The organism is Maribrevibacterium harenarium (genome assembly GCF_006385675.1).
Classification (GTDB): Bacteria; Pseudomonadota; Gammaproteobacteria; order Pseudomonadales; family Marinomonadaceae; genus Marinomonas; species Marinomonas harenarium.
In genome coordinates this window covers 83,707-101,189 of the sequence record NZ_VFRR01000013.1, presented here as the reverse complement: position 1 = coordinate 101,189, position 17,483 = coordinate 83,707, and the positions used below count along the sequence as shown (strand labels likewise).

18 protein-coding genes are annotated in these 17,483 nt (G+C 48.1%); 14 read left to right on the top strand and 4 right to left on the bottom strand.

Annotated features, from left to right (window positions below; translation table 11 throughout):
* On the top strand, window positions 1-166 hold a 166-nt coding region (locus FJM67_RS08570), incomplete at its 5' end, for a transposase (RefSeq protein WP_181161439.1).
* A 219-nt stretch (window positions 167-385) separates the two neighbouring features.
* Here the strand turns inward: FJM67_RS08570 and asd are convergent.
* Together asd and FJM67_RS08560 are read right to left on the bottom strand one after the other, a co-directional pair.
* Window positions 386-1,243 carry an archaetidylserine decarboxylase gene (gene asd / locus FJM67_RS08565; RefSeq protein WP_140588448.1) on the bottom strand — a complete coding sequence of 286 codons (858 nt, stop codon included), beginning with the start codon at window positions 1,241-1,243 and terminating at the stop codon, window positions 386-388.
* Window positions 1,244-1,255: 12 nt separating this feature from the next.
* Entirely contained in the window at window positions 1,256-2,722 is a 1,467-nt protein-coding gene (locus tag FJM67_RS08560) for an HDOD domain-containing protein (protein WP_140588446.1), read from the bottom strand.
* A 128-nt stretch (window positions 2,723-2,850) separates the two neighbouring features.
* On the opposite strand from FJM67_RS08560, the gene motA reads away from it, so the two are divergent.
* Together motA and FJM67_RS08550 are read left to right on the top strand one after the other, a co-directional pair.
* Entirely contained in the window at window positions 2,851-3,705 is an 855-nt protein-coding gene (motA, locus tag FJM67_RS08555; RefSeq protein WP_140588444.1) for a flagellar motor stator protein MotA, read from the top strand.
* A gap of 4 nt (window positions 3,706-3,709) precedes the next feature.
* Window positions 3,710-4,609, top strand: a complete 900-nt coding sequence (locus FJM67_RS08550) for an OmpA family protein (protein WP_140588442.1) — start codon at window positions 3,710-3,712, stop codon at window positions 4,607-4,609.
* An 11-nt stretch (window positions 4,610-4,620) separates the two neighbouring features.
* On the opposite strand, the gene rsgA is transcribed toward FJM67_RS08550, so the two are convergent.
* Window positions 4,621-5,664, bottom strand: coding sequence for a small ribosomal subunit biogenesis GTPase RsgA (rsgA, locus tag FJM67_RS08545; protein WP_140588440.1), 1,044 nt, complete (start codon window positions 5,662-5,664; stop codon window positions 4,621-4,623).
* 71 nt (window positions 5,665-5,735) lie between these two features.
* Between rsgA and orn the strand changes: the two genes are divergently transcribed.
* The gene (gene orn, locus FJM67_RS08540) at window positions 5,736-6,281 is read left to right on the top strand and encodes an oligoribonuclease (protein ID WP_140588438.1); all 546 of its coding nucleotides are present in this window, start codon (window positions 5,736-5,738) and stop codon (window positions 6,279-6,281) included.
* Window positions 6,282-6,300: 19 nt separating this feature from the next.
* On the opposite strand, the gene FJM67_RS08535 is transcribed toward orn, so the two are convergent.
* The gene (locus FJM67_RS08535; protein ID WP_140588437.1) at window positions 6,301-7,047 is read right to left on the bottom strand and encodes a sulfite exporter TauE/SafE family protein; all 747 of its coding nucleotides are present in this window, start codon (window positions 7,045-7,047) and stop codon (window positions 6,301-6,303) included.
* Window positions 7,048-7,066: 19 nt separating this feature from the next.
* Between FJM67_RS08535 and FJM67_RS08530 the strand changes: the two genes are divergently transcribed.
* From FJM67_RS08530 to FJM67_RS08485, 10 genes are all read left to right on the top strand, one after another.
* Window positions 7,067-8,551 (top strand): NAD(P)H-hydrate dehydratase, encoded by a 1,485-nt coding sequence (locus tag FJM67_RS08530; protein WP_140588435.1) that lies wholly within the window; start codon window positions 7,067-7,069, stop codon window positions 8,549-8,551.
* 57 nt (window positions 8,552-8,608) lie between these two features.
* Window positions 8,609-9,076, top strand: a complete 468-nt coding sequence (gene tsaE / locus FJM67_RS08525; RefSeq protein ID WP_140588433.1) for a tRNA (adenosine(37)-N6)-threonylcarbamoyltransferase complex ATPase subunit type 1 TsaE — start codon at window positions 8,609-8,611, stop codon at window positions 9,074-9,076.
* 98 nt (window positions 9,077-9,174) lie between these two features.
* Window positions 9,175-10,500 carry an N-acetylmuramoyl-L-alanine amidase gene (locus FJM67_RS08520; protein WP_140588431.1) on the top strand — a complete coding sequence of 442 codons (1,326 nt, stop codon included), beginning with the start codon at window positions 9,175-9,177 and terminating at the stop codon, window positions 10,498-10,500.
* A gap of 25 nt (window positions 10,501-10,525) precedes the next feature.
* Window positions 10,526-12,451 carry a DNA mismatch repair endonuclease MutL gene (gene mutL / locus FJM67_RS08515; RefSeq protein ID WP_140588430.1) on the top strand — a complete coding sequence of 642 codons (1,926 nt, stop codon included), beginning with the start codon at window positions 10,526-10,528 and terminating at the stop codon, window positions 12,449-12,451.
* Window positions 12,451-13,386: a tRNA (adenosine(37)-N6)-dimethylallyltransferase MiaA gene (gene miaA / locus FJM67_RS08510; RefSeq protein WP_140588428.1), complete on the top strand. Its 936-nt coding sequence runs from the start codon at window positions 12,451-12,453 to the stop codon at window positions 13,384-13,386. Before mutL ends, miaA begins: the two co-directional genes overlap by 1 nt.
* Window positions 13,387-13,471: 85 nt before the next feature.
* Window positions 13,472-13,717 (top strand): RNA chaperone Hfq, encoded by a 246-nt coding sequence (gene hfq, locus FJM67_RS08505; protein WP_140588426.1) that lies wholly within the window; start codon window positions 13,472-13,474, stop codon window positions 13,715-13,717.
* Window positions 13,718-13,751: 34 nt separating this feature from the next.
* On the top strand, window positions 13,752-15,041 hold the full coding sequence (gene hflX / locus FJM67_RS08500) for a ribosome rescue GTPase HflX (protein ID WP_140588425.1): 1,290 nt from the start codon (window positions 13,752-13,754) through the stop codon (window positions 15,039-15,041).
* 35 nt (window positions 15,042-15,076) lie between these two features.
* Window positions 15,077-16,300 (top strand): FtsH protease activity modulator HflK, encoded by a 1,224-nt coding sequence (gene hflK / locus FJM67_RS08495; protein ID WP_140588423.1) that lies wholly within the window; start codon window positions 15,077-15,079, stop codon window positions 16,298-16,300.
* The gene (gene hflC / locus FJM67_RS08490) at window positions 16,300-17,166 is read left to right on the top strand and encodes a protease modulator HflC (RefSeq protein WP_140588421.1); all 867 of its coding nucleotides are present in this window, start codon (window positions 16,300-16,302) and stop codon (window positions 17,164-17,166) included. The genes hflK and hflC overlap by 1 nt, the downstream gene beginning before the upstream one ends.
* Window positions 17,167-17,282: 116 nt before the next feature.
* Window positions 17,283-17,480: a DUF2065 domain-containing protein gene (locus FJM67_RS08485; RefSeq protein ID WP_140588420.1), complete on the top strand. Its 198-nt coding sequence runs from the start codon at window positions 17,283-17,285 to the stop codon at window positions 17,478-17,480.
* Window positions 17,481-17,483: the final 3 nt, after the last annotated feature.

Genomic DNA, 17,483 nt, shown 5'->3' with positions numbered 1-17,483 from the left:
TATTTATGCAAGGCGAAAAGAAACGGTAGAACGGAGTTTTGCGGACGCAAAGGAACTACATGGGTATCGCTACGCGAGGTTTAGAGGAATAGACAAAGTATCTTCACAGTGTCTACTGACAGCTGCCGCCCAAAATATGAAAAAGATCGCCCTATTGCTTAGTTAAGGGTCTATCTTGCTTAAAGAGCGCTTGAAATGGACTTCAAGTGCTCCGACACCTCTCTGAGACCGATTACAAGAGACGCTGACTAAATCCAGCTATCGAGAGTTCACTTTTAAAATTTAATGCCATAAAAAACAAAACCCCAACAAAAAGCTGGGGTTTATCGACACTCTGAGCTAATCCACTGAGGATTAGCTTTTTTTATGGTTTGTTATTTGAGTTTTAGCCCTTAATTTGCCCAAGAGCCATGCCCATGCGAGTGGGTGAGTCGGCTTTCAACTCTTCTGACCATTCCATGGTATTTTTTGGGAACAACACAATCGCTGTTGAACCTAGTTTAAAGCGCCCCATTTCTTCACCTTTTTTCAACTCAACCTGTGCCAAGTCCTGATAGTCCCAAGTTTGGACTTTTTTACTGAATGGAGTGACCTGCCCCGCCCAGACCGTTTCAATACTGGCGACTATCATGGCGCCAACTAAGATTACTACCATAGGGCCAATATCCGTTTCGAATACACATACGGTGCGTTCGTTACGAGCAAACACATTGGGAATCTGCTCCGCTGTTACTTTGTTTACAGAGAATAGCTTGCCTGGTACGTGAATCATTTTTACCAGCTTGCCAGGGTAGGGCATATGTACGCGATGGTAATCTTTTGGCGACAAATAAATGGTGGCAAACTTGCCACCTAGAAATTGGTCAGACAGTTTGGCGTCACCACCAAGTAGCTCGGTAAGGCCATAGTAATGTCCCTTCGCTTGGTAAATGGTACCGTATTCAATATCGCCAATTTGGCTAACAGCGCCATCGGCAGGGCAAGCGATGAGATTGTCAGAACTAACGATAGGACGAGCGTTGGGTTTCAGTGCGCGAGTAAAGAAGTCGTTGAAATTGCGGTATGCGGTTGGGTTGGGTTCGGCAGCCTCACTCATATCCACTTGGTACTTTTTCACGAACTGTTTGATGAAGGTGTTTTTAACGAAACCAAGCTCACATTCCGCTAACTTACCGGCGCCACGGGAAAGCATTTTTTGTGGTGTAAGATGTTGGGCAATGGCAAATAATTGATCTTTATTCACTAGGTGTCCTGCTTAATTGGCTAATTTAACAATGCGTTTTACGGATTCATAGTGCTGCTCATTAAACTGGGTGCTGGTATGAATCCAATAGATGTGAGTTGTATCGGCATCAAGTGGTGATGACGCCATAATAAGCTGCCCATTAGGTTGAAATATCTTCTCTGCCCCTTGGGGAAGCTGGGTGAGGGTGTTACTGAACTTAGCTTCACTTAATTGGACGGCTACGCGCTTATTGGCTAAACGGTCGATCACGCTAGATGGGCTATTCCATTTGATTTGCTTGAGTAGACTGAGATCGAAACCATACTGCAGTAGCGGCTGTAGCTTGTTTTGGTTATTCGAAAAACGTAGTACGGCAATCTTAGGCTGGCTGCTTTTGAGCAATGACAGCATGGCTTTCATAGCGAGTGTGGCGCGTGCCTTAGGCTCAGTTATGGTAGCGAGTTTTTGCTCCAGTGCTTGCAGTGGGGTGATTTTCTTAGTTGCGCTAACTGGCTTTGCTTGGGATTTAGTGAAAAGAGCAGGGGAAAGTAGTTGGCATGCAAGCGGGTACTTAGCATCATTAATGTAGTCGTTCGCTGCTTCAACGCAGGCATAATGTGTAGCTTGGACCACCTCGCCCATGCGTGCATGAATAACGGCTGACATAACACGGTAATAGAACGGTAGATTCTTACTGCCCCAGCCTATAATGTTTGCTTCTCGGGCGAGTTTGCTGGCGCATGATGCCAAGATAAGCGGGCCATTCATAATAATGGTTATACGCTTGTCTTCGGCAAAACCAGGTAGCTGTTCTTGGTCGTGTACGAGTTGAGCCAGATGCTGTAAGTCTTCATCTGTGGGTGTTTGTTCGCCAAAGAAAGAATCAATAATGATTTCTGGCACTTTCCATTCTTGGTATAGCTTGACACTCAATTCATCAATACTACAGCCAAGCACTCCCTGTTCCGCTTCAATCTGTCCCTTTCCTCGACGAATCTGCTCGGTTACTTGCTCCATTTGTTCATGGGCGTGAAACCATAGTAGCCAGCGAGCCGCATCGCGGAAAAAGGTGATCCAGAAAACATCATCAGCATGACTAGCGCTTTTTTCTATGGCCCAGCGTCTGGCAATACTGGCAGCTTCATAACTGATTTGTACTTCACGCCAGTAGGCCCGCTGATGGCTTTCCTTGCGGGAGCGTGTGTAGGGAGCGACCTTATCAAATATCTTACTTAAGCCGTTCATGCCAATCATGGAGGCGGCGTGGATGGGGCTCTTGATATCATTGCGTTTGTAAGCGACAACCATGTTCGCTTCATTAAGGATGGCAAACGCTAACATGGGTTCGGAGGCGATATTGCGTTGCATCCTGTCCAATGTTTCATCTGGAGTTTTGATTTGGTTACGAAGACGAGAAATACTGTCGCTGCTGACGGGTAGCTTTCGGTCTTTTAAGTTGATCAACCATTCACTTAGGCCAAAAGGTGACTTTTTCATCTCTGCTCGCTAGGTTATAGGCTCAGGCCGAAATTGCTGCCGACCCACTTTACGATCCCGTGTATTTAAGTAATCATACTGCATAATCTGAATCGAGAATACACTGACTAGTTCTAGGATGAAATAATATGTTTGTATTGCTAGGGATGCTCATAGTAGTCGTCAGCGTCGTGACGGGTTACTTAGCTTCACATGGTAACCTGTTGGCTTTATGGCAGCCGTTTGAAGTGCTAATTATCTGTGGCGCTGCCTTCGGCTCGTTTCTCATTGCGACAGATAAAAACACTCAAGTACGTTGTTTGAAGATGTTGCCCCAAGTTGTGCTTGGTTCCCGCCATAACCAAAGCTTTCATACCCAGCTTTTGTGTCTTATTTACAGTCTATTTCAACGTAGCCGCCAAGAGGGGTTCTTAGCGGTCGAGGCGGATATAGAGCATCCATTAGAGAGTCCCCTATTTAATCAATTTCCCGATGTAGTACGAGATGCGCGCTTGGTAGATTTTTTTGCTGACAACTATCGGGTGTTCACCATTACTGGTCTGCCAGCCCACGAGCTGGATGCTATGATGGATGAAGAGATTGAGCAGATTGCCGAGGAATTGAAAGGGCCGGGTGCCGCGGTGCACCGGGTTGCGGAAGCGCTGCCTGGGTTTGGTATCGTGGCGGCAGTACTGGGTATTGTAATTACCATGGGAGCCATCGGTGGGCCTATGGAAGAAATCGGCACCCACGTTGCTGCCGCTTTAGTCGGTACTTTTCTAGGTGTGTTCTTCGCTTATGGTTTTGTTGGTCCAATGTCGGCTCATCTGGAGGGCCTTGCAGAGCACGAGATTAAGTCTTACCTATGTGTTAAAGCCTGCTTAAGTGCTGCCGCTAGTGGTCATCCGCCCCCAATTGCAGTTGAAGCTGGGCGGAAATTATTGCCGGGGGATAAGCGCCCCAGCTTCTTGGAGCTTTCCGAGCTAATTAAGCAGTACAGGTGAGTCCATGGATGTACATCAGCCGGTAATACGTCGAGTCAAGAAAGTCCAAAAAGGGGGCGCCCACGGCGGCTCGTGGAAAATCGCGTTAGCGGATTTTGCTCTGGCGATGATGGCCTTTTTTTTGGTGATGTGGATTATTAATGTCGCTTCCCCTCAGGAGCGTGCTGCCATTGAGGGATTTTTCAACGATCCGATGGGGCCCTCGACCGCAGGATTCAGTAACAAGCCAATCGATTTAGGCGGTAGTCCCGCAAAAAGTATTGAACAAAAGCCAGACTTTGACTTGCCTGATCCCGGTAGTACGCCGTTACCCGCAAGGGAAGAAGAAGTAGGCTCCGGTAATGATGGTCAAGAGCTAGAACGTATGAATGCATTATTGACCGAGCAATTGCAAAGCATAGATCGATTGCATTCCGAAAATGAAAATATGCGCATAGATATCACGCCTGATGGAGTGCGCATCACCTTAATCGATGAGCCTGACAAACCCATGTTTGAGCGCGGTAGTGCAGAATTAACCATTGATGCTGAAGTGGTTTTGTTAAGTATTGGCTCCGTATTGCGTAAAATCGAGAACCCCATAGCCATTACCGGCCACACGGATTCTACCCGTTTTTTGTCGCAGGATTATACCGATAACTGGGATCTATCCTCCCTGCGGGCCAATGCGGCGAAACGTGCCGTTGTAGAGGGAGGGGTGTCTCTAAGTCGAATTGCTCAAGTGGTTGGTCTTGCTGACACGGTTCCTTATAATCGCCTTGATCCGCAAAGCGCCGAGAATCGGCGCATCACCATAACTATCCTTACGGATAGCTCCTATCGAGATTTGTTGGCGCGTAACCGCGATCGGTTCGGCTTTGACTCCGTAAATCTTCGAGGCGTGGCGCCCAAAAGCGTTTTCTAAAGAAGCTATGCTTAATAGCTATTAAATGCGTCATTATCACGAATGGATTGGCGAATACGAATGAAGCTCTGGAAGCGTGCTTGACTTATGGTTCCGGCATCGAGAGCAGCTAAGATAGCGCATCCAGGCTCCTTTTCATGTTGGCAATCTCGGAAACGGCAATAGCCAATGTGCTCCCGCAGTTCGCGAAATCCTTCTAGCAGTTCCTGTTCACTGATGTGCCAGAGTCCAAATTCACGGATCCCAGGTGAATCGATTAGGTCGCCACCACAAGGCATATGAAACAGGCGTGCTGTGGTCGTTGTGTGGGTACCTTTACGGCGCTTGGTTGAGAGTTCACCCACATTGATATTTTCATCGGGAAGTAATGTGTTGATTAGGGAAGATTTACCGACACCAGATTGTCCAACAAAAACGCTGATTTTTCCGGAAAGGAACGTCAGTAGCTCCGCCATACCTTGGTCATTCGTTGTGGATGTATGTAGCACTCGATAGCCCAGTTGACGATAGGAGTCGAGCAATGGGATAAGGGTGTTTTGATGGGCTTCTGTCAGTAAGTCGCTTTTGTTCAATAGGATCACAGGTTCGATATCAACCGTTTCAGCAGCAACCAAATAGCGGTCAATTAAATTTGCATGGGCCTCCGGTTCTGTAGCGACCACGACGACGATGTAATCGATATTCGCGGCGACTGGCTTTAATCGGCCATGCATATCTGGTCGCTGCAGCAATGTCTTGCGTTCATCACGAGCCACAACAACGCCGCCTTCTAGCTGACTAGGGCGCCATGTTACTGCGTCCCCGGTTACTAGTTGCCCCAGATTCGCGCGCAAGTTACAACGAGTGCGAATTCCAAGAAATTCTCCTTCGATTCCCTCAACTTCTACTTGTGTACCAAAATGGGAAAGAATGATGCCGCGGGTTTCCGGTCCAAGATCGGATGATTGCAGTAGCTCTTGGGCTTGCTGATCACGCTTCTGGGCGCGTTCAGTGCGTTCTTTATGAATACGCTCTATGCGCCAAGTTTGCTGCTTACTAAGTTTTCGCTTTGACATCGGTGTTGGGAGTCCTAATTATCGGCGCATAGGGTATAATGCTTTCCATTGAGAATAAAGGGCTGAATGGCATGAGTTACAACGAACAAAACCTGATCTGGATTGATTTGGAAATGACCGGTTTGGAACCGGAAACCGATACGATTATCGAAATTGCAACTATCGTAACCGACAAGGACCTCAATATCCTTGCTAAAGGCCCAAACTTGGCGATTCACCAGCCCAAGGAGGTGATGGATGCCATGGATGAATGGTGTACAACCCATCACGGTCAATCTGGCTTGACCGCACGAGTTTTGAGTTCTGAGTTTTCAATGGCCCAAGCGGAACAGGCTACCATCGATTTTTTGGCCCAGTATGTTCCTGCCGGAAAATCTCCTATTTGTGGTAACAGCGTAGGGCAAGATCGTCGCTTTCTCTATAAATATATGCCTAAGTTAGAGACCTACTTCCACTACCGCTACTTAGATGTCAGCACCATTAAGGAGCTGGCTCGTCGTTGGCAGCCGGAAGTATTGCAGGGTTTTAAAAAGCAAGAATCCCACTTGGCACTGGATGATATCTTAGAGTCGATTGAAGAATTGCGTTACTACCGCAATACAGTATTTAAAATCTGATCATTAGGTGGCGCTATTTTTAAAATAGCGCAACACCATCCCATAGTAGTTTGACGCCAGTTATTGCCAACAGGGTATAAATTACGCGAAAGAATAAATCGCCGCTGACTCGATAATGCAACCAAGCACCCAGCTGAACGCCGATAAAAGCAACGGGAGTGAAGGCTAGCGAAAGCCAAATGACATCAAGGTTGAGTTGTCCAAGCAGACCGTAGGGGATCAATTTTACGTAGTTGATCGCGGTAAAAATAAGTGCAGCCGTCGCCACAAAAGTCGTCTTGTCTACCCCAGTGCGCAATAAGAAAACATTCATCGGTGGGCCGCCAGCATGGGCAACAAAGCTCGTAAAACCACCCAAGGCACACCAGAATCGCGCTGCTAGCGGAGATAATGGCGTTAACTGTTCGCGCCTGATGTGTTTGGTAAAGGCGTTGAGGGCAAACCCAATCGCAATGACTCCAATTAATATCTTTAGCCAGGCAATTGAAAGCCAGCTTGCGCTAAGTCCACCGATAGTAATGCCAACGATTGCCGCTGGAATGGCGATGCGGATGATACGGCCATCCCATTTCTTCCAAAACTTTTGTATGGTAAACAAATCCATAATGCACAGTATTGGCAGCATAATGGCTGCGGCTTGTACCGGTGACATGGTGAGTGCAATCAAGGGTACAGCGATGACTCCGAATGCACCGGAGAATCCACCCTTTGAGATACCGGTAGTCAGTACCGCGATAGCAATTAAGGTAATGGTCAAATAATCCATTTATTCTCCGGAGCTTCATATGATCGAGCGAATTGGACAGGGACATCTAACAGGTTTGTATGACGTGGCGGCTGTTAGACAAATAGAACAAGCCTCTTTTGCTATTGAGGGGGATAGCTTTCCCATGATGGAGCGCGCGGCCTATGCTATATACCGGCATATTTGTCATCGACAGCCATCAACCCGCCCGATTGTAGTTCTAGCCGGTGGCGGAAACAATGGTGGTGATGGGGTATTAGTGGCCGTATTACTACACGAGGCCGGGTTCGACGTCACCTTATTTGATGCTGCTAAGCGTCCTCGTACCGGTGATGCTTTGCTAGCCTGGGAGAAACTTCGAGCTGTCAATGTGCCGGTGCAGCCCGCTGAGGCATTCTTGGCATACGATCGCAGTGCTGTGGTGGTTGATGCGCTATTAGGTATCGGTGCATTAGGGCATCCCAGTGCTGATTTTGCGGCGCTAATTGATCATTGCAATCACTTGCGTCAATCTGGAGGTTGGACCTTGGCGGTCGATGTGCCAAGTGGCTTGAATGCTAATACGGGCAGCGGATCAACCATTATCGAAGCGGATATGGTGGTTACTTTTATTGTCGATAAAATTGGCTTAAGAATTAATAAAGGGCCTGCATGCTGTCATGAAATTGTCATAGAATCCCTTCAAGCTGCTGACCTAGATTTACCTCAATGCGCTCATTTCTTAGCAAGATCGTTTTTTCGCACTTTCCAGCCATGTACCCGTTACGGCGACTCTCACAAGGGAACTTATGGCCATGTAGCTGTCCTAGGAGGAGATCACGGTTTCGGTGGGGCGGCGATTATGAGTAGTGAAGCCGCCGCGCGAGCCGGTGCCGGGACAGTTGCTCTGTATAGCCGAGGAGTAACCATAGGCGCTGCTTTATGTCGAAATCCATCGATCATGGGATTTGATGAAGCTCAGGGTGAGCCTGGCAGTGTTTTGAGGGGCAATTCGAGCATTATCGTGCTAGGCCCAGGTTTGGGTCGTTTGGAGTGGGGGCATCGGTTATTTGATGCTGCAGCTCAGCTTCATTGCAGAACGGTGTTAGATGCGGACGGTTTAAGATTGTTGGCCAGCAAGCATTGGGAGGGAGGTGAGCTGATTATTACCCCCCATCCCGGCGAGGCCGCTTTTCTGCTAGGGATTAGTATTGATGAAGTATTGAATGACCTAATATCAGCAGCCGAGCAGTTAGCACAAAAATACCGAGCAGTGGTGATACTGAAAGGGATCACTAGCGTAATAGCCAAACAAGGTGAAGTGCCGGTAGTGGTTGGCGCTCCATGTCCTGGGCTAGCGCGAGGTGGCTCCGGAGATGTGCTCACGGGGATAGTCGCGGCTTGTTGGGCCTACTACCAAGATGCCTTTACCGCCGCGGTGATCGGTGCCGGTTGGCATAATGATGCTGCGATCAAATGCGCGCAGGAAAAAGGGGATATTGGCATGTTTCCCCAAGAGTTACTGATGTATTTGCAAAAGTCATAAATGTAAATTAACGAACAGGTCGCACACGGGTGTGTGTAGAAAAGAGAGAGCAAGATAATGATAGAAAAAGAAGTGTATGGCGAAGAGGCCATGGAACAGTTTGGTGCAGATATGGCCAGCGCTTTTGCTAACGGTGGCGTGGTATTTTTGGATGGTAATCTGGGTATGGGTAAAACCACGTTAGTACGGGGTCTGCTGCGCGGTATGGGGTATGTAGGGCCAGTGAAGAGTCCGACCTACACGATTGTGGAGCCTTATGAAATGAATGGGATTGAGGCGTTTCATTTTGATTTATATCGCATAGCGGAACCAGAAGAACTCGAGTATATGGGCATTCGAGATTATTTTCGTGAAGGGGCCTTGTGTTTAGTAGAATGGGCGGAGATGGGCAAAGGTGTGTTACCCGAGGCTGACCTCGTAATCCATCTCGACTTTGTCCGTCAGGGGCGTAAGGTATCAATTGCAGCGACCTCGGCAAAAGGTGAAGCAATATTACAGCGTTTCGCTACCCATGCGGCTGCATAAGATAAAAAATAGGTTTAAGCCACTGATCCACCCCCTTAACATTGAGATCCAACACGGCTCGCGATATAGTTTGCTGACTGTTTAGCTAGCTGCCTGATATGTATCAAAAAATTTCACTACTGCTGCGTGGCCTATTGGCCCTGTTGCTGACCATTTCTAGTCTTACCTTTGCTGCTGAGGTGCGCGATATTCGTGTTGCCCAGCAGGACGGTGTGACGCGTCTGGTGCTTGAGTTGAGCTCCCCGGCTGAGCACCGTATGTTCCCGTTATCAAATCCTGAAAGGGTGGTGTTGGATGTGGCGAATGCGGGCCTTTCCAACGAGTTAGCTGCCAACCTTGCGACCATCTCTTCTGATGTGCTGATGCGAGTGCGCTATGCCAAACGTGATGAGGGAACGCGCTTTGTATTGGATTTGACAAAGGCGGTGAAAGCAAAAACTACTGAACTGGGTGCCTCTGGGGAGTATGGTCCGCGAATATTGGTGGAATTAGAACATGGAGATCAGAAACCGGTTGAAGTGGTCAAAAGTCTGGCAACGCTGCAGTCCGAAAAGCGGGATATCGTGGTCGTTATCGACCCCGGTCATGGTGGTAAAGATCCCGGTGCATTGGGTCAATTTGGCGTACGAGAAAAAGACATTGTACTGTCGATCGGCAAAGAACTTGCCGAGCGAATCAACAAGGTGGAAGGCTTTAAAGCAGTGATGACCCGCTCCACTGATGTGTATTTGCAATTAAGGGATCGCTCTCGAGTGGCCCGGGAAGCGAACGCAGATTTATTAATATCGGTGCATGCGGACGCGTTTACGAAGTCGAGTGCCCGTGGTGCCTCGGTGTGGGCATTGTCATTGAGTGGTAAAACCTCAGAGATGGGGCGTTGGTTGGCACAGCAGGAGCAGGCCGCTGAATTGGTGGGTGGTATTTCCTTGGATGACAAGGATCAGCTCCTGGCGGAAGTGTTACTGGACATGTCAATGAACTCTACTATCCAGATGAGTCTTGACGTGGGTGAATCTGTATTGGGCAAAATGCGTTCGGTTGCCAAATTGCACAAGGATGATGTGCAGCAAGCGGGTTTTGTCGTGCTCAAGTCTCCAGACATTCCGTCAATATTGATAGAGACAGGATTCGTCTCGAATAAAATTGAAGCGAAGAACCTAGGGAGCTATGCCTATCGTAAAAAGTTAGCGGATGCTATTGCGGATGGAGTAATTGCCCATTTTTCCAAGCTCCCCCCCGATGGCACCTACTTAGCTTGGAAGCAAAGTCGTCGCAGCGGAGGTACTTATACCGTTGCAAAAGGAGATACGTTGTCTGAAATCGCCAAACGCAATGGTGTGTCCTTAGATGCTCTACGCGCTGCCAATACACTAAAAAATGATGTCATCTGGGTTGGTCAAAAGTTGGCTATCCCAGCCAGCTAACCGCAAATAAGGTTTTGTCCCACTCATGGCAAAAATTAATCTATTGTCTCCCCGTTTGGCTAACCAGATTGCTGCTGGTGAGGTTGTCGAACGTCCCGCTTCCGTCGTGAAAGAGTTGCTGGAAAATAGCTTAGATGCCGGAGCAACTCAGTTAGATATTGATATCGAGCAAGGCGGAATGCGTCGGATAAAAATCCGCGATAACGGTTCAGGTATCGATAAAGACGATTTGCCGCTGGCATTGAGTCGTCACGCCACAAGCAAGATCACCACGCTGGATGATCTTGAAGCGGTAACCACATTAGGATTTCGTGGTGAAGCGCTCGCTAGTATCAGCTCTGTCTCGCGGTTATTACTAACATCACAGTCAGAAATGGCGACCGAAGCTTGGCGGGTTGAAGCTGAGGGCAAGGACATGGGCACGGTTGTGCGTCCGGCTTCTCATCCCCAAGGCACCACTATCGAAGTACGTGACTTGTTTTTCAATACGCCGGCGCGACGCAAATTTTTACGTACGGAAAAAACTGAATTTAACCATTTAGAAGAAGTGGTGAAGCGCCTTGCATTGAGTCGATACGACGTGGGTTTTCGCCTTGGCCACAATGGTAAGCAAATATACGACTTGCGCCCCGTGAGCGACCAGCTCCACGCTGAACAACGTTTAGCGACTTTGTTGGGTAGTAAATTTATAGAAAATGCTCTTACGGTTGACGTAGAGGCGGCAGGCTTGCGTTTGTGGGGATGGATAGGGTTACCGACCTATAGTCGTTCCCAAGCTGATCTCCAGTATTTCTTTGTTAATGGTCGTGTGGTGCGTGACAAGTTAGTTGCCCACGCGGTACGTCAGGCCTATCGAGATGTACTGTACAACGGCCGTCATCCCACCTTCGTTTTATATTTAGAATTGGATCCCGGGACGGTAGATGTCAACGTCCATCCTACCAAGCATGAGGTGCGTTTCCGGGATGGTCGCTTGGTGCATGATTTTCTGTTTAGTCGTATTCACAAGGTGCTGGCAGATGTGCGTCCTGAAGATACTTCTCCACCTACAGGATCAAGCTCTGAACCAGTGCAGAATATAAATCCTGAGCGAGTTTCCCCGGTAACTCAGTCAAGTATGGACTTTCGCACTCCGGTCGCGCCCAGCGACAGAGGCGCATTTTCTCGCCCCGTATCAGAGGCTTCCCGAAATTTCGAGCCTAATGTCGTTCGGGCCCAGCTTGAAGGGATGGCGAAAATGTCTCGCGCCGCTGACGAAGTCACTTTATCTGAAACGGAATGGGTTGATCCGCAAACCGGTGAAATTAAATCCGTTGCTTCGCCGAGCATGAATGCCGTTGCTGAACCCTTGCCCCAGAATGAGCGTACCCCCCCGTTAGGTTATGCCATTGCCCAACTGCACGGGATTTATATTCTGTCAGAGACGGATTCAGGCATGATAGTAGTGGATATGCACGCTGCCCATGAGCGCATTGTTTACGAGCGTATGAAAGAGGCCTTTTACCGCCAGAATATTGCCAGTCAGCCACTGCTAGTGCCGATCAATGTTGCTGTGTCTAGCTCGGAAGCGAATTTGGTAGAGGATCAGCAGGAAATTTTTAGCCGATTTGGTTTTCAAATAGAGCGTAGTGGACCGGAAAGTGTGATGGTGCGTTCGGTTCCAATTGTCCTGATCAAAGGGGACGTGGAAAGCTTAGTGCGAGATGTGATCAGTGATTTGGTGACTCATGGTGCTACCGATATTTTAGAGGCCAGAGCTAACGAGTTGATGGCAACCATGGCTTGTCATGGCGCTGTACGGGCAAACCGAAAGCTCAGCATTGCTGAAATGAATGCGCTGCTGCGGGATATGGAAATCACTGAACGCAGCGGTCAGTGTAATCATGGTCGTCCCACTTGGGCACAATTGTCGATGGCTGATTTAGATAAGTTGTTTTTGCGAGGTAGATAATGGCCGCTAAGCCAAAAATTGTATGCTTAATGGGGCCAACAGCCTCCGGTAAGACCGGCTTGGCGGTGGAGCTTGCTGCTGAGCATGGTTACGACATTATCAGTGTCGATTCGGCGTTAGTGTACAAAACCATGGATATCGGTACTGCTAAACCGGACGCCGAGACACTGGCACGAGCTCCCCATCGCTTAATCGACATTATTGATCCTAAGGATAGCTACTCGGCGGCGGATTTTGTTAGCGATGCGATAGCCGAGATCGAGGATATTCTTGATCAGGGCCGCAAACCTCTGCTAGTTGGCGGCACCATGATGTACTTCAACGCCTTGCAAAAAGGGTTGGCAGACATGCCTCACGCGGATATCGCTTTGCGATCTCAGTTGGAAGAAGAGCGAGAGCGACTCGGCTTGGAAGTGTTGCATGAGCAGCTCGCTCAAGTGGATCCTGAGTCAGCAGCGCGTATTCATCCAAACGATCCTCAGCGGCTGCTAAGAGCCTTAGAGGTGTATCGTTTGACCGGCAAAACCATGACCCAGTGGTGGGCAGAGCAACAAGCTCAAGAGCTGCCCTTTGATCTGGTGAATGTCGCTGTCATGCCGGTTGATCGGGCGATCCTGCATGAGCGTATCGAGGCGCGTTTTATGCAAATGATGGAACAGGGCTTCCTGCAGGAAGTGGAAAGTCTTTATCAACGAGGTGACCTAGATATTTCAATGCCGTCAATTCGTTGTGTGGGGTATCGCCAGCTATGGCAGCATTTAGCCGGAGAAGATTCTTTAGAAGATGCCATCTTTAAAGGCGTTGTTGCCACGCGCCAGTTAGCAAAACGACAAATTACTTGGCTACGTGGTTGGGAGGAATTGAAGGTTTTCGACAGTTTAGATAAAAACCTTTTAAGCCAAGCCTTGAAATACTTCGAAGGTGCGAATATATAGGGGAAAACAAGAAAGATCTGGTATACTATCTAGAATATTGTTTTACCTTTGTTTTATTACTTTATGCATGCTTAAGGAGAATCCAATGTCAAAAGGGCAATCACTACAAGACCCTTACTTAAACGTACTTCGCAAAGAGAGAGTACCTGTATCTATCTTTCTTGTGAACGGTATTAAATTGCAGGGACAAATCGAATCATTTGATCAGTTTGTGATTCTGTTAAAAAACACTGTTAGCCAAATGGTTTACAAACATGCCATTTCCACAGTTGTCCCATCTCGTACCATTCGTCTGCCGTCCTCTGATCAGGCGGAAGACGCTGCTGAATAGTTTGGCCTGTTAGGGTCAAAAGAGGTTAGATAACTTGTTTTTCGAACGCCCTGAAAGTGGTGAAATCGCAGTCGTAGTTCATATCGATTTTAATGACCAACAAGCCAAATATGGTCCTGAAGAGTTTGTTGAACTCGCTATCTCAGCCGGTGCTGACCCTGTCGCAGTTGTGACAGGGTCGCGATTAAAACCGGACTCCAAATATTTTGTCGGCACCGGCAAACTCGAAGAAATCCGTGAAATAGTTGTTGCTGAAGGTGTAGAAGTGGTCTTGTTCGACCATGCGCTATCGCCGTCGCAAGAGCGTAACCTTGAAAGTGTGCTGAAATGCCGGGTATTGGATCGTACAGGTCTAATACTGGATATTTTCGCCCAGCGTGCCCGTACCCATGAAGGTAAGTTACAAGTCGAATTGGCGCAATTGCAGCATATGTCGACGCGCTTAGTTCGCGGCTGGACTCACTTAGAGCGCCAAAAAGGCGGTATTGGTATGCGCGGTCCCGGTGAAACGCAGTTAGAAACGGACCGTCGACTATTAAGAGAGCGAATTAAATCGATCCAAAAACGTTTAGAGAAAGTAAACAGTCAGAGGGATCAAAGTCGGCGTTCCCGTTCTCGCTCTGACGTTCCTACCGTTTCTTTGGTTGGTTATACCAACGCGGGTAAATCGACTTTGTTTAATCGGGTAACTGGGGCGGATGTGTACGCTGCGGATCAGCTGTTTGCTACCTTGGATCCTACATTGCGCCGCCTTGAAATTGAGCAAGTGGGACCGGTTGTGTTGGCGGATACGGTAGGTTTTATCCGTCAACTTCCACACCGATTGGTAAAAGCGTTTCAGGCGACTCTTAAGGAATCATCTGAAGCAGATTTGCTGTTACATGTCATTGATGCTGCGGATAACGACCGGGACGATAACATCAAGCATGTTGATCTGGTGCTAGAAGAGATAGATGCGAATGAATTACCGACTCTGTTGGTGTTCAATAAAATTGATGCCTTGGAAACTGGTGCTCCGCGAATTGATCGTGATGAGCAGGGGAACCCTTGGCGCGTTTGGTTGTCTGCAAAAGAAGGTTGGGGAATAGACCTGCTTGAGCAAGCCATAGCCGAACGTTTAGCGGTGGATGTAATGGACGAAACCATTGTTGTCCCTGCAGAATTTGGGCGTTTACGTTCGCTGCTATTTGAGCAGGGTGCCGTGCGCTCCGAGTCGTACGATGACTTCGGTCGATGCTTGCTTGAATTGCGTTTACCGCGCAAAGATTTTTTACAGATTCTTGCTCGGGTAGGTATGCGCGAAGATCAAGTGCAGGCAGCTTGAACTGACTACATTTTAAATTAGAGTGGAGATCTAGTATGGCCTGGAATGAACCGGGTAATAACGATAATGACCCATGGAATCCTGATAAAAAGCCGGAAAACGGCCGTCAGCAGGAACCAAAAAATGACCCTTGGGGTCGCCAACAGGACAAGAACGATCAGGCACCGCCAGATCTAGATGAAGCCTTTGGTAAACTGATGGAGATGCTCGGTGTTAAGAAAAAACGCGGCGGTGGATCATCCAATGGTGGTCCAAATTTAGGCGGTAAACTTAGTTCCGGGTTAATTGCCATTGTCGCAATCGGTCTGTTCGCTTTGTGGGCGTCAACTGGTATTTACCAGGTCGATCAGCAAGAGCGTGGTGTGGTTTTGCGCCTTGGCAAATACCATGAAACCGTCATGCCAGGTCTGCACTGGAATCCACCTTTGATCGACTCGGTGACCAAGGTCAACGTAACCAAAGTGCGTTCAATGGATCACAAAGCCCTAATGCTTACCCTAGACGAAGCCATCGTTGAAGTTGGCGTCTCGGTCCAGTACTCGGTGAGTGAACCGAAAGATTTCCTACTGAACGTTCGTAGTCCTGAGGAATCATTGTCACAGGCTGTAGAAAGCTCCTTGCGTCACGTAGTGGGTAGCACTGAGATGGATCAGATTCTTACTGAGGGTCGTCAGATTCTTGCGGAAGAAATGAAAGAGCGTCTGCAAGGCTACATTAACGACTACGGTACAGGCTTGCTGATTTCCAAAGTTAACGTGGAAAACACCCAAGCGCCGAGCCAAGTGCAAGAAGCGTTTGACGACGTAATCAAAGCGAAAGAAGACGAACAGCGTGTACGTAACGAAGCCGAATCATACGCTAACGGTATCATCCCAGAAGCGCGCGGTCGTGCTCAGCGTATTCGTGAAGAGGCGGAAGCTTATCGCTCTGAAGTTGTTGCACGAGCTCAAGGTCAAGCTGATCGTTTCGATCGCCTCTACCAAGAGTATGTGAAGGCTCCGAAAGTTACCAAGCAGCGTATTTACTTGGAGACTATGGAAGGTATCTATCGTGACGCCAGCAAAGTGGTTATTGATTCTGAGTCTGGTAATAACATGATGTATCTGCCTTTGGATCAATTAATGAAACAGCGCCCAGCGAGCACAGGAGCAAACTTGAGCTCCCTTGAATCTGCTAACATCGGTGTCTTGACTGACCAGGTAATTGATGAGCTACGTAAACGTCAAAACTCAACTGTTCGCCGGGAGGGTCGTAACTAATGCGTAATGCTTCATTCTCCCTATTGTTTGTTGCCTTGCTGGCTCTACTGGTCGCATCGCAAACATTGTATGTGGTAAAAGAAACTGAACGAGCGGTGGTGCTCAAGTTCGGTGAAATCGTTGAGAACGATGTTCAGCCCGGTTTGCATTTTAAGATTCCAGTAATGAACGAAGTGAAAAAGTTCGACGCTCGGATTCTAACCATGGATTCTCGTCCACAACGTTATCTGACGTTAGAGAAGAAAGCGGTTATTGTTGATTCCTACGTAAAGTGGAAAATCGATGATGTAGCGAAATTCTATCAAGCCACTTCAGGCGATGAATTTGTTGCCAATCGAGTTTTATCTTCTCGAGTTGATACCGGCCTTCGTAACCAGTTCGGTGAGCGTACTATGCACGAGGTGGTATCCGGTGAGCGTGACCAACTTATGACTGAGTTGCGTGATAACTTGGATGGTGTGGCTAAGACTGAACTTGGTATTACTATTGTTGATATTCGAGTTAAACGTATCGACCTTCCGCCAGACGTGAGCGAATCGGTTTACCAGCGTATGCGTACCGAGCGTGAGCGTGAAGCTCGCGAGCACCGTTCGAAAGGTCTTGAGCTTGCTGAAGGTATTCGTGCAGATGCGGATCGTCAGCGTGTGGTATTAGAGGCGGAAGCCCAGCGTGACGCAGAAATGATTCGCGGTGATGGTGACGCTCAAGCTGCATCCATCTATGCTCAGGTGTATCAACAAGATCCCGAGTTCTTCAAGTTCTACCGTAGTTTGCAAGCTTATCGCGAAAGTTTCAGCAACGGTGGAGACTTGTTTGTCCTCGATCCTAAAAGTGAGTTCTTCCAGTATCTGGAAAAATCACAGTAACAATATCTAAATTGCGTCAGCGCATAGGCTTAAGCCTGTAAGTCGCTGCCGCAATCGTGGTACTATTACAAAAACCGGGCACGCCCCGGTTTTTTAGTGTGCAGGATCCCGAAATAATGTCTGAGTTATTAGAATCGCTATTGATTGCTTTTGGACTAATGTTGATCTTTGAGGGGATACTGCCATTTTTAGCGCCAGAACAATGGCGCATGTTGTTACAGAAAGTCTCTCGCAGTCCTGTCGCTAATATTCGTGTCATCGGGGCTGCCAGTATGTTGTTCGGGCTACTTATCGTGATCTTAGTTCGAAATTAAGAG